The sequence below is a fragment of the Aquimarina penaris genome (assembly GCF_040786285.1).
In the GTDB taxonomy this organism is placed as follows: domain Bacteria; phylum Bacteroidota; class Bacteroidia; order Flavobacteriales; family Flavobacteriaceae; genus Aquimarina.
Map to the genome: position 1 here is coordinate 1,167,051 of NZ_JBFMKQ010000001.1, position 14,872 is coordinate 1,181,922.

The following is a 14,872-nucleotide window of genomic DNA, read 5'->3' on the forward strand; positions in this document are numbered from 1 at the left end:
CGATATAGGTAGTATATTAGGCCATATTTCGATTTCAAAGAACTTAACTTTTTAACCAAAAAAAGTAGTTAGAAAACTACTTTTTCTTGTGGCGGTTGGCTCTTCTTCTCTTTTTACGCTTGTGCGTAGCTACCTTGTGTCTTTTACGTTTTTTACCACTTGGCATAGTGTAATTGTTTATTTATTGTTATTATATTATTTTACTTCTACATTAGTTTTTACACCTTCTACAAAAACTTTTGCAGGCTTAAATGCCGGTATGTTATGTGCAGGGATCTTTATCGTAGTATTTTTAGAAATATTACGTCCAGTTTTCTCTGCTCTAGTTTTGATGATAAAGCTACCAAATCCTCTTAGGTAAACATTATCTCCACTCTCTAGAGAGTTTTTTACTTCTTCCATAAATGTTTCAACAGTTGCCTGAACATCTCCTTTTTCAATTCCTAGCTTTTCTGAAATTCTTGCTACAATATCTGCTTTAGTCATTATAATTCCTATTTAGGGGTTTTTAAATTTTCAAGGGGGCAAATATAAGAATTTAAAATCCAAAATATCAATACTTAAGATGAAATTATCATCTTTAAACATTTAATTTTACAAAACTTATAATTTTGTTATGAAATTTTCTAAAAAACTCATTACGTGGTACTTACAAAACAAAAGAATGATGCCATGGAGAGAAACTAAAAATCCTTACCACATTTGGCTGAGTGAAATTATACTTCAACAGACCAGAGTGGCGCAAGGATTGCCCTATTATTTGTCATTTATTAATGCTTTTCCTTCAGTATTTGATTTGGCTAATGCTACTGAGGATGAAGTTCTAAAATTGTGGCAGGGATTAGGGTATTATTCAAGGGCGAGAAACCTACATACAACAGCGAAGTATGTGGCTAATGAGTTAGACGGTGTTTTTCCTTCTACTTATAAGGATTTATTAAAATTGAAAGGGGTTGGGGATTATACAGCCAGTGCAATAGCGTCTATCTGTTACAGTGAAGCGGTTCCTGTGGTAGATGGAAATGTATATCGAGTGTTATCTAGGTATTTTGGGATTAAAACTCCAATTAATAGTACAAAAGGAATACGAGAGTTTAAAGAATTGGCTGTAGAATTGATGGATCATGAAGAACCTGCCGATTATAATCAGGCAATTATGGAGTTCGGAGCATTGCAATGCAAGCCGAAGACTCCTTATTGTATAGTATGTCCTCTTAATGATGGTTGTGAAAGTCTAAAAAATGGATGGATTGAAGATTTGCCTGTAAAAACCAAAAAACTGAAAGTTAAAATAAGATATTTTAATTATTTAGTATACTCTATTAATGGTAATCAAACCATACTACAACAGCGAATGGGGAATGGAATCTGGAAAGGGTTGTATGAATTTCCGTTAATAGAAGGAGAAAAAAATGATACAGATACAATAGCTTCTAACACTGTATTTCAAGAAATGTTAAATGGTTCTGAGTATGAGATTACGCCCTATAAAAAAGAACCAATAGTTCATAAGTTATCTCATCAGCATTTGTATACCAGGTTTTATATTGTGAAAGTGGATACGCCTCCTAAGCTTGTGGTTCCCCAAAAAGTTATTGATTTTACAGATGCGCACAAGTATCCAGTACCTATTTTATTAGGTAATTTTATAGATGATTTTTTTCGGTGAGACGCTAATTTCAAAATTCGCATCCAAACAGATTAATTAAAGGTGATCTTCTTGTAGAGGAAGCGAGAACTAAATTAATTTTAATTGTTTAATGTATGCGTTAAGGGTAGGTTTAGAATGATATCTTTGTCATTTTTTTATTACATTTACTATAAACAAAGTCGATAAGAAATAAGATACTAGAGATAGCGTTATTCTCTATGATTTATTATTTCTTTGCAACTTTAAATTAAGAATAATTATGTCTGGAACACTAAATAAAGTAATGCTTATAGGGCACACGGGTGATGAGGTAAAGATGCATTGGTTTGAAGGTGGTGGGTGCATTGGAAGGTTCCCCTTGGCAACTAATGACTCTTACGTTAATAAGAGCACGAATGAGAGAGTAACCACTACAGAGTGGCATAATATTGTAGTAAGAAATAAGGCCGCAGAAATTTGCGAAAAGTACCTTAATAAAGGAGATAAAATTTATATCGAAGGTCGTCTTAAAACCAGAAAATGGCAAGATGAGCAAGGTAAGGATAGGTACAGCACAGAGATACAATGTACAGATTTTACTTTTCTTACTCCTAAAAATGAGCCGCAATCCTCTGGGACTATTCCTCAAGACAAGCCACAGGCAAGTACTCCAGAGGATAATCCAAAGCCGGTTACCCCGGTATCACCAGACACAGAAGAAGATGATCTTCCGTTCTGATATGTTTAACTAAACCAATACAATTTGGACCCTGATCCTGAACCTTTATTTATTTCGTTATTAGTATTTGATATTGCACAAACGATTAATTTAGTGTTGCTCATCGTATTGCTAATTTTTTCAGCACTTATATCCGGTAGCGAAGTGGCTTTATTTTCATTAACTCCAACAGATCTTAAGGATGAAGAAAATTCATCTAAAAACCTTAGAATTGTTACAAAACTACTAAGCAACCCTAAAAAATTGCTAGCCACAATATTAGTAGCTAATAATTTTATCAATATTGCTATAGTTTTGCTTTTTGATGCTCTTGGGGAAGTCTATTTTAGAAATCTTGATTATGTTTGGTTAGGCTGGATTAATGTAAGATTTGTCGTAGAAGTAGGGGTTGCAGCATTTTTGATCTTGCTTTTTGGAGAAATTTTACCTAAAATATATGCAAGTAGAAACAAGGTGAAATTTGCTAAGTTCATGGCCAGACCTCTTGGTGTATTAGATTGGATGATCACACCAATTAGCCTACCTATGCGAAAAGTAACGATAGGAATTCATAATCGACTGGGAAAACAGAAATCTAACCTAAGTGTTGATCAATTATCACAAGCATTAGAATTAACATCAGATAAGGATACTACTGTAGAAGAGAAAAAAATACTCGAAGGTATTGTGTCTTTCGGAAATACAGACACCAAACAAGTGATGAGGCCTCGAATTGACATTTTTGCCCTTAACTGTGAATCATCGTATACAGAAATTCTTCCCGAAATCATAACCAATGGATATTCTCGAATTCCGGTTTATGAAGAAAGTATTGACAAGGTAACAGGTATTTTGTATGTAAAAGACCTTTTACCATATGTTAATAAGACTGATTTTGACTGGATGAGCTTGCTTAGAGCACCGTATTTTGTGCCAGAGAATAAAAAGTTAGATGATTTATTAAATGATTTTAAAGACAAAAAGAACCACTTAGCCATTGTAGTAGATGAATATGGAGGTACGAGTGGGTTAATTTCTCTTGAGGATATTATCGAAGAAATTGTTGGTGACATTAGTGATGAGTTTGATGATGAAGATCTGATTTTTTCAAAATTAGATGATAATAATTATGTTTTTGAAGGAAGAACGGCCTTAAAAGATTTTTATAAAGTCTTACAACTCGAAAACAATGATATTTTTGAAAACCACAAAGGAGAAGCAGAAACTATAGCTGGTCTTTTGTTAGAAATTTCAGGAAGTTTTCCAAAACGAGGAGAAACGATTACATTAGACAAATATTTGTTTAAGGTCGAATCATTAGATAATAAAAGAATAAAGCAAGTCAAATTAACCATTAATGAAAAAAATACTTAGACTCCTTTTATTAGTTAGCACTGCATTATTCTTTTCGTGCAAGGGAGAGATTCTTCCTAAGCCTGAAGGAATGCTAAGGTTAAGTTATCCAACTCCAGATTACAAAGAGGTGTCGCTACCTTGTCCTTATTCTTTTGAGAAAAACGAACTCTCAAAGCTTCAAAAAGCCAAAAGAAACAGAGCGTGTTGGTACAATCTAGAATATAGTAATATGAAGGCAACCTTATATCTTTCTTACTATAGGGTGCATAATAACCTTGATTCACTTTTAAGGGATGCCCAAAACCTCACCCAGGAGCATTTTATCAAGGCAGACGCAATTAAACCAGAAGAATATGTCAATGCTGAAAAAAAGGTGTACGGGATGATTTATAAGGTATCTGGTGATGCTGCTTCTCCTTCTCAGTTTTATGCTACAGATAGTCTTGATCATTTTTTGGTGGGTTCTATATATTTTAAGGTAAAACCTAACTATGATTCTATATTGCCAGCAGCAAATTATTTGCGCAATGATATAAAGCACCTTATAGAAACACTTCATTGGAAAGAATAGCTTTTTGCTAAGTAGTTAATTTTCTTCTAAAATTGTCTTGCACATTTATAATTTTATCACTTTTGCACTTTAATAAAGGGAAATGCAAAATACGAAGCTAAAATGGATATATCTGGTGATACTATCATTGGTATGGGGTAGTTCATTTATTCTAATCAAAAAATCACTTATTGGCCTAACTCCAATGCAATTGGGAGCATTAAGAACAACATTTGCTGCTATATTCTTGTTTTCAATAGGATTTAGAAGTATAAAAACGATTAAGGGAAATGAATGGAAATGGATTACTATTTCTGCTTTTGTAGGAACCTTTATTCCGGCTTTTTTATTTGCCTTTGCCGAAACAGAAATCGATAGTGGGATTACATCGATACTTAATTCATTGACTCCTTTGATTACGTTTGTTTTGGGGATTATACTGTTTTCAATTCGCTTTAATAAGAATCAACTAACAGGTGTAATTGTTGGATTGATTGGAAGCGTAGGATTAATTTGGGAAGGATCAATTATCAACCCAGACCAAAATTATGGATATGCTTTTTTAGTTATTATTGCCACCTTTGGTTATGGGATTAATGTAAATATCATTAAACGATATTTGCAGCATATCTCGCCAATGGCGATTGCCAATGGTAATTTTATAGTGCTCATTATTCCGGCATTGATTGTGCTTTATTTTTCTGATTTTTTCGCATTGCAGATAACCTCGGATGAAATTGTACAAATTAGCATCATATATATGGCAATATTGGCCGTTGTTGGTACAGGTATTGCTAAGATAATGTTTAACAAGCTCGTACAGATAAGCACACCAGTATTTGCAAGTTCTGTTACCTATACTATGCCTATTATTGCATTGATTTGGGGCTTATGGGATGGAGAAAAATTTTCATTATACCAGTTGTTGGCGTCTGGCGTTATCATTTTTGGAGTGTCTCTTACCAATAAAAATAGATAAAGGATAAAAACTCTCTTAGCGATAAATTAACAACCTTTTAAGGTTAATAAATCCTTAATTTTCATACTTTTAAGTAAGAATCTTAAAGAGAAAATTATGAAAAATTTTGCTATTCCTATTAAGTATGGAGTATTAATCGCCATAGGTCTTATTGCATATTTTTTAATTCTTTCTTTAATAGGCGTGCAAACAAATCCCGTTTTTAGTTTAGGTAATGGTGTTATTGTAGCTCTTGGGTTATATAGTGCGATGAAAAATTATAAAAAAGAGAAAGGAGGCGACTTTAATTATCAAAAAGGATTTATGGCGGGTCTTTTCACAGGATTTAATGCAACTATCATTTTTACAATTTTCTTTGCCATTTATGTAACCAATATTAATACTAACTTTTTGCCAGAAATGTTAGCTAATTGGAGCTCTCATTATCATGTAGGTGTAGGTATTGTTGTATTTATTGCTGCAATTATGGGTTTTGCAACCACATTTGTACTTACCTTATCTTTCATGCAATTATTCAAAGAAAGTTGGAATCCAAAAAAAAATCATAATTCTCCCCCTGTAGAGGCTTAAAATATTTGTCTTTTAATTAATTAGCAGTATATTTGCACCCGCCTATCGAAAAACTAGGTGTAGTTCTTTTATTTAAAAACTAATTAATTAAACGTTACGCTATGTACGCAATTGTAGAGATAGCAGGGCAGCAATTTAAGGTTGCAAAAGACCAAAAAGTATTTGTTCATCGTTTAGCAGGAGAAGAAGGAGATAAAGTTTCTTTTGATAAAGTTCTTCTTGCAGCAGATGGAGATAATGTTACTTTAGGCGCCCCAGCTATAGATGGAGCTCAAGTAGGAGCAAAAATCACGAGACACCTAAAAGGTGATAAAGTTATTGTTTTCAAGAAAAAGAGACGTAAAGGATACCGTGTTAAAAATGGTCACCGTCAATCTCTTACAGAAATCGTAATTGAAAGCATTGTAACTTCTGGAGCTAAAAAAGCCGCTCCAAAGGCAGCCGCTAAGAAAGCAGCTCCAAAAGCAGAAAAAGAAGTGAAAGCTTCTGCTCCAAAAGCAGAAACTAAAGCTAAAGAAACTGCTAAGCCAAAAGCAAAAACTGAAGACTTAAGTGCTAAAACAGTTGCTGAGTTGAAAGAAATGGCGAAAGCAAAAGGAATTTCTGGAATTTCTTCAATGAAGAAAGCAGAATTAATCGAAGCTTTACAAGGAAAATAAAAAAGTCAGCAGGGATTTCCCTGTTATTTAATAATCTACCTGTCGGCAGACAGGCATAAAACCGAAAGAAAATGGCTCATAAAAAAGGAGTTGGTAGTTCGAAAAACGGTAGAGAATCAGAATCGAAACGCTTAGGTGTAAAGATATTTGGTGGACAAGCTGCCGTGGCTGGTAACATCATTGTTAGACAAAGAGGTACAGCACACAAACCAGGTGAAAACGTATACGCTGGTAAAGATCATACATTACACGCTAAAGTGGATGGTATGGTAAAGTTTACTAAAAAGAAAGACAATAAGTCTTATGTTTCAATAGTTCCTTTTGAAGCATAGCAGGATCTTTCCTTTGTAATATATAAAAACCCTTTTCAATATTGAAAAGGGTTTTTTACTTTTCTTTCAAAGTAATACTCATTTCTTCATAATTAAATTATAAAAATTCAAATGTTAAAAAAAGTAATTATAAATTTAAGGGAATCTTAAAATTTACAATTATGAAAAAACTAACAGTATGTACTTTATTATCGGCATCGGTCTTATTTTCTAGTTGCCTGGGATCTTTTTCTGCATTTAATGGATTAAGAGATTGGAATGATGGATTAACCAGTAGCAAATTTTTAGACAACCTCATTTTTTGGGTATTTAATATTATACCTGTTTATGGATTGTTTTTTGTTGGTGATGTACTCATTTTTAATGTAATAGAATTCTGGAGTGGCTCTAATCCTATAGCGATGAATGAAGGAGATATTGAAACGCAGATTATAGAAAAAGAAGGAAACACTTTTGAAATGATTGCCACTAAAAATAGATTACAAATTAAAGTAATCGAAGGCGACAGAAAAGGTGAAAAATTAGACCTGGTATATAGCCCATCTCAAAAATCATGGAGTGCTATAAAACCTAATGGAGAAGTACTAAAGTTATCATCTTTTGAAAATGGATTTTATGTTATGCACATGCCAGATGGAGGAAAAATAAAAATTGATCCTATGGCATCAAGAAGCGAAGGTTTGGCATTAATTCAAAATAAAATAGCGTTATATGAAAATTGTTTATTAGCCGAAGCTAACTAAATATTTTAAAAATATACAAGCAATGAAAAGCCTTTCTATTATAGGAAAGGCTTTTCTTTTTAAGCTATCTTATCAATTAATTAAGGATATTACAAATATCTACAGTAGTACCATCTTTAGAGCTTGCTAATTGAAGATATGTTTTAATAATTTCTTTTATTGAATCTCTGTTGCAATCTATCTCTTCATTTTTTATAGTATCAGATAATCCGTGCGGCCCTTCATAAGGTTGATCAACCGATTTTTCTTCATACGTTTTGTATAAGCACTTTGTCGCAGTTCGATCATTAAAATATACACGGTGTTCCTCATAGGTCCATATCTCATTAGTAAAGCCTTGTTCACTTGGTGTACATTCATAATCCCATGTCCAAGATGCGTATTCTGCTAAATAAAAAATTAATTTGTTATCCCATAGATAATAATGATAGATATTATTGCTATGTCCTTCACGATATTCATAATTCATATATACCAGCTTGCTTTCATTATAGTAAAAATGTAAAGATGCATTAATCTGTCCACTATCATTGCAATCACTTCTTACAGCTACTTCTTCAAGATTGTCTTGTTCAAGTAATTCTGTAATCATGTTATATTTCTGTCTTATGTCTTTAAGTATCTGAGTATTATTTTGCCCATAATTGTTCAAAGAAAGCAGTAAACACAACAATATAAAAAGTAACTTCATTTTAAATTAGATTAAACCAATTGTCTAAATTTACTATACCAAAATCATAAATCGAATAAAAACTATGAAAATTTCAATGATTAATACCCTATGGTGTACTCTCTTTTTATTGTTTATAACTGTCGAAGCTGTTTCGCAGGATATACCAAAATATGATTATCTGGAGATTATAGTAATTCAAAAAGTAAATAATAGCGGTAAAGTAAAACGAATAAAAGTTGAAGAGCAACAATCTCTGGAAGGGAAGCAAATAACAATCAAACAGTTAGAAAAATTAGAAAACACTTCAGATTTATTAAATTTTATGAATACTGCCAATTGGGAGTTTGTTGATAGACAGTCTGTAGTTTCTGAAGAAAATGACCCTGTTTGGATGAGTTATATTTTTAAGAAAAAGAAATAATAATTGCGATATCAAAAATAAACCCCTTGCATTTTGCAAAGGGTTTATTATATATTCTAAAAAGCGAAGCGACCCAAAATCTAAGAACGCCAGCTGTCTGATTTAATATCTGTAATGTTCAGGTTTAAATGGCCCTTCAACAGTTACACCAATATATTCTGCTTGATCGTTGCGAAGTTCAGTTAACTCAACTCCAATTTTTGCTAAGTGCAATTTTGCTACTTTTTCATCAAGATGTTTTGGTAGCATATATACGTCATTATTGTATTTCTCGCTGTTTTTCCAAAGTTCAATTTGTGCTAAAGTTTGATTTGTAAATGAATTACTCATTACAAAACTTGGGTGACCTGTTGCACAACCTAAGTTTACTAAACGACCTTCGGCAAGAATGATAATATCATTTCCGTTTACGTTGTATTTATCCACTTGAGGTTTAATAGTGTCTTTAGTATGTCCGTGATTTTTGTTTAACCACGCCATATCGATTTCATTATCAAAATGCCCAATATTACATACAATTGATTTGTCTTTTAAAGCTTCAAAATGATGACTTTGAACAATGTCTTTATTACCGGTTGTAGTAATAACGATATCAGTATTTCCGATAACAGTTTCTAATTTTTTCACTTCAAAACCGTCCATGGCTGCTTGTAAAGCACAAATAGGATCAATTTCAGTTACAGTAACAATACTTCCTGCACCTTTAAAAGAGGCTGCAGTACCTTTACCAACATCACCATAACCACAAACTGTTACTCGTTTTCCTGCTAGCATAATATCTGTTGCACGACGAATAGCATCTACGGCACTTTCCTTACATCCATATTTGTTATCAAATTTGGATTTAGTCACAGAATCGTTAACGTTAATAGCAGGCATTGTTAATGTTTCGTTTTTTACACGTTCGTATAAACGGTGAACACCTGTTGTTGTTTCCTCAGATAATCCTTTAATTCCGGCAGATAATTCTGGATATCTATCTAGTACCATATTGGTAAGATCTCCACCATCATCAAGAATCATGTTTAATGGCTTACGATCTTCGCCAAAGAATAAAGTTTGCTCGATACACCAATCAAATTCTTCCTCTGTCATATCTTTCCATGCGTATACCGGAGTACCTGCTTGCGCGATTGCTGCAGCTGCCTGATCCTGAGTAGAGAAAATATTACAAGAACTCCAGGTAACTTCTGCTCCAAGAGCTTGTAATGTTTCAATTAATACTGCGGTTTGAATCGTCATATGCAAACAACCAGCAATACGCGCACCTTTAAGAGGTTGCTCATCTTTATATTCTTCTCGAAGAGACATTAGTCCAGGCATTTCTGCTTCAGCTAATTCGATTTCTTTTCTTCCCCAGGCAGCTAATGAAATGTCTTTTACCTTGAAAGGAACATAAGGTACTGTTTTTGTACTCATAAGATTTATTTTATGTTTATGAAGTGCGTTCTGGTATTTGGCACTAAATTGTTCTAAATTCGTTTTATGAAAATAAGGTAATATCCCTCGATTTTCAGTTTGCAAAGATACGTAATAACTTTAAGAAAATAAATGCCTCTATACAAAACTATAGCAGTAGACGAAAATACTAATGTGTTGATTTGGAAGATCGAAGAGTCTTATAAATTACTTTGTGAAGGAGTAGAATTAACCGAGCATTGCAAAGATAGAGTCTCTGGTATGAAATCCGATATGCATCGCAGAGGTTTTATGAGTGTAAGACATCTTTTGGCAATACAAGGGTATACCGATCATGATTTATATTACGATGAGTTTGGAAAACCACATCTTAAGGATGGAAAACAGATTTCTATTTCACATTCTTATGTGTTTGCGGCAATAATAATCAGTGATCATCCTGTAGGGATAGATATCGAAAAACAGCGTGATAAGATTCATAGAATCGCTCATAAGTTCGTAAATGAAGGAGAAAACGGCTATTTAGAAGAACAAAAACTTGACAAAACTAGAGCGTTAACTGTGATTTGGGGAGCCAAAGAATCTTTATACAAGTTATATGCAACTGCAGGGTTAAGTTTTAAGCAGCATGTTTATGTCCCTGCTTTTTCATTAGAGTATCCATTTCTTTTTGGAGCGATTAATTATGAAGATGAAATTACTCACTACGATTTGGCTTTTATTGAGTTTGAAGGTTTTACTTGTGTATATGCTTTACCTTCTTTGTAATATATTTAATTTCGTATTTCAAAAACCATAATTTTACATTCATGCAAGTATCCATAGAACTCACCCTTACCCCGCTTCAAAGTGATTTTGAAGATCATATTATTCGATTTATAAAACGATTAAGAGTTTCAGAATTTACCGTTTTAGAGAACCCATTAAGTACACAGGTTTATGGAGATTATGATAAGGTGATGCCTTTTCTAACTAAAGAAATTAAAAAAGCGTTTAATGATATGGAGCATGTTTTGGTGCATATGAAAATGGTAAAAAGCAACAGAAGCGATTATGAGCCAAATTTTTGATTTTTTCTTTGGACAATATGCAGAATACTCAACGTTGCATATAACATTAGAGGTTATTGCAGTTTTATTTGGTATTGCCAGTGTATTTTTTGCTTGGTTTAATAAGATTTGGGTATATCCAACAGGGATTGTAAGTACAGCAATCTATGTATACTTACTTTTAAAATGGGCATTATTGGGGGATATGATGATTAATGCATATTATTTTATTATGAGTATTTACGGCTGGTACGTATGGACTCGAAAGATCGATGAAACTCGTGTTACTCCAATTTCTAGAACGACTTCAATTGAAAAAATAATTGAAGTTTCGATCTTTATAGCAACCCTGATTTTTGTTTATGTAGTTTATATTACTTTTGATAAATGGAACGATTGGACTGCCTATGTAGATACCTTAACTACAGCGATATTTTTTGTTGGAATGTGGCTGATGGCAAGAAGAAAAATTGAAAATTGGATTTTTTGGATTGTTGGGGATATAATTTCTGTACCCTTATATTTTTATAAAGGATTTACATTTACAAGTTTTCAATATATCTTGTTTACCATTATGGCAATTTTTGGATATTTAGCATGGAAGAAAAGCTTAGACAAAAACCTGGCGACTGTATAAAAGTTGTATTGTTTGGTCCAGAATCTACAGGCAAAACTACGTTGTCTAAACAATTGGCCGCACATTATGATACGCAATGGGTCCCAGAGTATATGCGAGAGTACCTTCAGGACAAGTGGGATAAAACCAAAGAAACTTGTTCGTATGATGACCTGCTTCCTATTGCTCAAGGGCAAATGAAACTAGAAAATGAAATGTCTAAAAAGGCGAATAAGATCTTGTTTAGCGATACAAATCTTTTAGAGTTAAAAGTATATTCAGAAATATATTATAATGAAACGGTTCCTGAAGTCTTGAATAAATTTTCATTAGAAAACGTTTATGATTTGTATCTTTTAACCTATATTGATACTCCTTGGATCCCTGATGATTTAAGAGATAAACCTACAGAGCGAGAGAGAGTATTTTTACGATTTAAAGAATCACTCGAAAAACATAATCTTCCCTATGTAGTTATAAAAGGAGATAAAGTGTCTCGTTTAAAAAAAACGATCACCATTATTGACCAATTAATAAAACAAAAAAGTGAATATAACCGATAAAGATATTAAGTTGATCAAATCCAAAGGATTAACTGTCGATAAAGTGCTCTCGCAAATAGAAACTTTTAAAAATGAGATTCCTTTTGTTGCTTTAAGGAGTGCGGCAACCTTTGATAATGGAATTCTTAAGTTCTCTGAGCATTATCAATCTGAACTCACTAAGTTGTATGATTCAAAATTATCTGACCTTACAACTATAAAATTTGTTCCAGCTTCTGGTGCAGCAACGCGTATGTTTAAAGACTTATTTAGGTTTTTAGACAATTATGATTGCGAGAAAGAAAGCCTAAATTCTTATACCAATCATGAAAAAGCAAATGCAATACGTCTATTTTTAATTGGGTTAGAAAAATTTCCGTTCTACGATATAGTGATGGAAAAAGTAAAGCTTGTCTACCCTAAATTTGAGTCCTTATCAGAAGGGAGACAACTCTACATTTTTGTTGAAATGATGCTAAAAGAAAAAGGATTGAATTATGGGGATTTCCCTAAAGGTTTACTTCCTTTTCATAAATATACGAATAGCATAGCTACCTCTTTTGAAGAACACCTATACGAAGCTGCTGGTTATAATACAAATGACAAAGGAGAGTCTGAATTACATTTCACGATTTCTAAAGAACATTTAGAGGGTTTTAAGGAAGAGTTTGAAAGAATTAAGAAAAAAGTAGAACAAAAAACGAATACCAATTTTAGTATAACGTATTCTTTTCAAAAACCAGAGACAGATACCATTGCAGTAACCGAAGATAATGAACCTTTTAGAAAAGAAGACGGATCATTAGTATTTCGACCTGGAGGACATGGTGCTTTAATAGAAAACCTGGATGATCTCGATGCAGATATTGTATATATAAAAAATATAGATAATGTGGTAGTTCGCAAATATCAAGATGAAGTTTCAGGATATAAGAAAGTATTGGCAGGTAAATTAATAGAAATACAGGATGAGGTATTTAGAATATTGAATGCAATAGATCAAAAAAACCCAACCGAAGCCGAACTAAAAGATATTAAAAAGTTCTTGGTTCAACAGCTTAATGTAAGGTTGCCATTAGATTTTGATAAATTCTCGGATAAATATAAACTGCAATTTTTGCGACAATCTTTAAATAGACCAATCCGTGTTTGTGGAATGGTTATTAACGAAGGTGAACCAGGAGGAGGTCCTTTCTGGATAAAAAGAGAGAACGGAAGATTAGTACTTCAAATTATAGAAACACCACAAATTAATAAAAGAGATCGAAGGCAACAAGAGATTCTCGAAAGTGCAACACATTTTAATCCGGTGGATTTAGTGTGTGGAGTACGTGATTACCACGGGAACAAATTTAACTTACTCGAGTTTGTTGATCCCGAAGCAGGATTTATTACCAAAAAAACCATGAATGGTGATGTATTAAAAGCCTTAGAGCTCCCAGGTTTATGGAACGGAGCAATGGCAAATTGGATCAGTGTTTTTGTAGAAGTACCACTCACTACTTTTAATCCGGTAAAAACAGTTAATGATTTATTGAAATCGGCTCACCAGGTAACTCTTTTTTCGTGAATACTTCTGTTATCTTAAATGAGTTAAAATTTAAAGCAGTTCGAAGTTCTGGAGCTGGTGGACAACATGTCAATAAAGTATCATCAAAAATTGAGCTTAGTTTTGATGTTATGAACTCTGTTGGACTTACAGATGATGAAAAATTAATTATTACTCAAAAGTTATCTTCCAGGATTACTAAATCTGGTGCTTTATTATTACAATGTGGAGACAGTAGAAGCCAACATAGAAATAAAGAATTAGTCATCAAAAGACTTTTAGATATCCTAAAAGCTAACCTCTACGTACCTAAAAAAAGGAAAGCAACAAAACCTTCTAAAGCGACCATAAAAAAACGGTTAGAAAATAAACAAAAGCAAGCAACAAAGAAGGTAAACCGCAGAAAACCTCTCTTATAAGTCATAATTTGCTTACAAAAACGTGTAGTATTTCTACACTTTTGTGGGTATTCCACGTTTTTTCAAGCTTTTAATTTATAACATAAAAAATTCAAACATTTGATAATCAGATATTTACATATTATATTAGCAGCTTACTTCCTTTGGAACAATTATTACTATTAACTATATGTAGAAATAATTTTACCAGTAACCCAATGAAAAAGTTACAAATGATAATAATGATTGTAGTAAGTATCTTTTCGGCTCAGGGTGTAGTAGCTCAAAACGAATTAGCATATAATGATAATTTTGAATATGGAGATTACGAGTATGAGTTACAAGAGTATACTGAAATCAATATTGTAGAATTGCCTATAACTGTCCAAGAGATTGCTGCCAAAGATTATGAGGAGTTTAGGATTGTTAAAGCATATATTTCTAAAGATAATTCATATAAGATTATCTTAAACGATAAAAACAATAACATAAAAGTTGTATTTGCAAGCGCTAATGGCAAATGGATAAAGCCAAACGACAATAAATCTTAAATCTAGGGGTAGAAAAAGGATATCGTTTTGCAACCAAGAACGATATAAAGTTGTTTAGTGCTAAAAAAGAGACTCACTCCCAAGGGTCTCTTTTTTTATGTTTTTATTCGACCTAAG

20 protein-coding genes are annotated in these 14,872 nt (G+C 32.7%); 17 read left to right on the forward strand and 3 right to left on the reverse strand.

Translation table 11 applies throughout. The features are described 5' to 3' along the window. Positions 1 to 195: 195 nt before the first annotated feature. Positions 196 to 486 (reverse strand): HU family DNA-binding protein, encoded by a 291-nt coding sequence (locus ABW637_RS04660; protein WP_130285404.1) that lies wholly within the window; start codon positions 484 to 486, stop codon positions 196 to 198. 130 nt (positions 487 to 616) lie between these two features. On the opposite strand from ABW637_RS04660, the gene mutY reads away from it, so the two are divergent. From mutY to ABW637_RS04705, 9 genes are all read left to right on the forward strand, one after another. Further along, on the forward strand, positions 617 to 1,669 hold the full coding sequence (gene mutY, locus ABW637_RS04665; protein ID WP_367583471.1) for an A/G-specific adenine glycosylase: 1,053 nt from the start codon (positions 617 to 619) through the stop codon (positions 1,667 to 1,669). A gap of 241 nt (positions 1,670 to 1,910) precedes the next feature. Beyond that, a complete protein-coding gene (locus ABW637_RS04670) occupies positions 1,911 to 2,369 on the forward strand; it encodes a single-stranded DNA-binding protein (RefSeq protein WP_367583472.1) in 459 nt (152 codons plus the stop codon). 24 nt (positions 2,370 to 2,393) lie between these two features. Continuing rightward, positions 2,394 to 3,722 carry a gliding motility-associated protein GldE gene (locus tag ABW637_RS04675; protein WP_367583473.1) on the forward strand — a complete coding sequence of 443 codons (1,329 nt, stop codon included), beginning with the start codon at positions 2,394 to 2,396 and terminating at the stop codon, positions 3,720 to 3,722. After that, positions 3,706 to 4,275 (forward strand): gliding motility lipoprotein GldD, encoded by a 570-nt coding sequence (gldD, locus tag ABW637_RS04680; RefSeq protein ID WP_367583474.1) that lies wholly within the window; start codon positions 3,706 to 3,708, stop codon positions 4,273 to 4,275. The genes ABW637_RS04675 and gldD overlap by 17 nt, the downstream gene beginning before the upstream one ends. An 82-nt stretch (positions 4,276 to 4,357) precedes the next feature. Further along, positions 4,358 to 5,233 carry a DMT family transporter gene (locus tag ABW637_RS04685; protein WP_367583475.1) on the forward strand — a complete coding sequence of 292 codons (876 nt, stop codon included), beginning with the start codon at positions 4,358 to 4,360 and terminating at the stop codon, positions 5,231 to 5,233. Positions 5,234 to 5,329: 96 nt separating this feature from the next. Beyond that, positions 5,330 to 5,803 carry a DUF4199 domain-containing protein gene (locus ABW637_RS04690; RefSeq protein WP_367583476.1) on the forward strand — a complete coding sequence of 158 codons (474 nt, stop codon included), beginning with the start codon at positions 5,330 to 5,332 and terminating at the stop codon, positions 5,801 to 5,803. 101 nt (positions 5,804 to 5,904) lie between these two features. After that, the gene (rplU, locus tag ABW637_RS04695) at positions 5,905 to 6,462 is read left to right on the forward strand and encodes a 50S ribosomal protein L21 (protein ID WP_367583477.1); all 558 of its coding nucleotides are present in this window, start codon (positions 5,905 to 5,907) and stop codon (positions 6,460 to 6,462) included. 71 nt (positions 6,463 to 6,533) lie between these two features. Further along, positions 6,534 to 6,794 carry a 50S ribosomal protein L27 gene (gene rpmA, locus ABW637_RS04700; protein ID WP_066315824.1) on the forward strand — a complete coding sequence of 87 codons (261 nt, stop codon included), beginning with the start codon at positions 6,534 to 6,536 and terminating at the stop codon, positions 6,792 to 6,794. Positions 6,795 to 6,955: 161 nt separating this feature from the next. Next, complete coding sequence (locus ABW637_RS04705; RefSeq protein WP_367583478.1) at positions 6,956 to 7,537, forward strand: DUF3332 domain-containing protein; 582 nt, start codon at positions 6,956 to 6,958, stop codon at positions 7,535 to 7,537. A gap of 76 nt (positions 7,538 to 7,613) precedes the next feature. Here ABW637_RS04705 and ABW637_RS04710 read toward each other — a convergent pair whose 3' ends face one another. Continuing rightward, a complete protein-coding gene (locus ABW637_RS04710; protein WP_367583479.1) occupies positions 7,614 to 8,228 on the reverse strand; it encodes a hypothetical protein in 615 nt (204 codons plus the stop codon). 64 nt (positions 8,229 to 8,292) lie between these two features. On the opposite strand from ABW637_RS04710, the gene ABW637_RS04715 reads away from it, so the two are divergent. Next, on the forward strand, positions 8,293 to 8,631 hold the full coding sequence (locus ABW637_RS04715) for a hypothetical protein (RefSeq protein WP_367583480.1): 339 nt from the start codon (positions 8,293 to 8,295) through the stop codon (positions 8,629 to 8,631). A 102-nt stretch (positions 8,632 to 8,733) separates the two neighbouring features. Here the strand turns inward: ABW637_RS04715 and ahcY are convergent, their stop codons facing one another. After that, entirely contained in the window at positions 8,734 to 10,050 is a 1,317-nt protein-coding gene (gene ahcY, locus ABW637_RS04720; RefSeq protein ID WP_367583481.1) for an adenosylhomocysteinase, read from the reverse strand. A gap of 132 nt (positions 10,051 to 10,182) precedes the next feature. On the opposite strand from ahcY, the gene ABW637_RS04725 reads away from it, so the two are divergent. From ABW637_RS04725 to ABW637_RS04755, 7 genes are all read left to right on the forward strand, one after another. Beyond that, positions 10,183 to 10,818: a 4'-phosphopantetheinyl transferase family protein gene (locus tag ABW637_RS04725; RefSeq protein WP_367583482.1), complete on the forward strand. Its 636-nt coding sequence runs from the start codon at positions 10,183 to 10,185 to the stop codon at positions 10,816 to 10,818. A gap of 41 nt (positions 10,819 to 10,859) precedes the next feature. Next, on the forward strand, positions 10,860 to 11,120 hold the full coding sequence (locus tag ABW637_RS04730) for a YkoF family thiamine/hydroxymethylpyrimidine-binding protein (RefSeq protein WP_367583483.1): 261 nt from the start codon (positions 10,860 to 10,862) through the stop codon (positions 11,118 to 11,120). Beyond that, on the forward strand, positions 11,104 to 11,736 hold the full coding sequence (gene pnuC, locus ABW637_RS04735) for a nicotinamide riboside transporter PnuC (RefSeq protein ID WP_367583484.1): 633 nt from the start codon (positions 11,104 to 11,106) through the stop codon (positions 11,734 to 11,736). The genes ABW637_RS04730 and pnuC overlap by 17 nt, the downstream gene beginning before the upstream one ends. Then, a complete protein-coding gene (locus ABW637_RS04740) occupies positions 11,697 to 12,278 on the forward strand; it encodes an AAA family ATPase (protein WP_367583485.1) in 582 nt (193 codons plus the stop codon). Before pnuC ends, ABW637_RS04740 begins: the two co-directional genes overlap by 40 nt. Continuing rightward, positions 12,262 to 13,827, forward strand: coding sequence for a DUF4301 family protein (locus tag ABW637_RS04745; protein ID WP_367583486.1), 1,566 nt, complete (start codon positions 12,262 to 12,264; stop codon positions 13,825 to 13,827). The genes ABW637_RS04740 and ABW637_RS04745 overlap by 17 nt, the downstream gene beginning before the upstream one ends. Continuing rightward, the gene (arfB, locus tag ABW637_RS04750; protein ID WP_367583487.1) at positions 13,824 to 14,225 is read left to right on the forward strand and encodes an alternative ribosome rescue aminoacyl-tRNA hydrolase ArfB; all 402 of its coding nucleotides are present in this window, start codon (positions 13,824 to 13,826) and stop codon (positions 14,223 to 14,225) included. Before ABW637_RS04745 ends, arfB begins: the two co-directional genes overlap by 4 nt. Positions 14,226 to 14,422: 197 nt before the next feature. Beyond that, positions 14,423 to 14,755 carry a hypothetical protein gene (locus tag ABW637_RS04755; protein WP_367583488.1) on the forward strand — a complete coding sequence of 111 codons (333 nt, stop codon included), beginning with the start codon at positions 14,423 to 14,425 and terminating at the stop codon, positions 14,753 to 14,755. Positions 14,756 to 14,872: the final 117 nt, after the last annotated feature.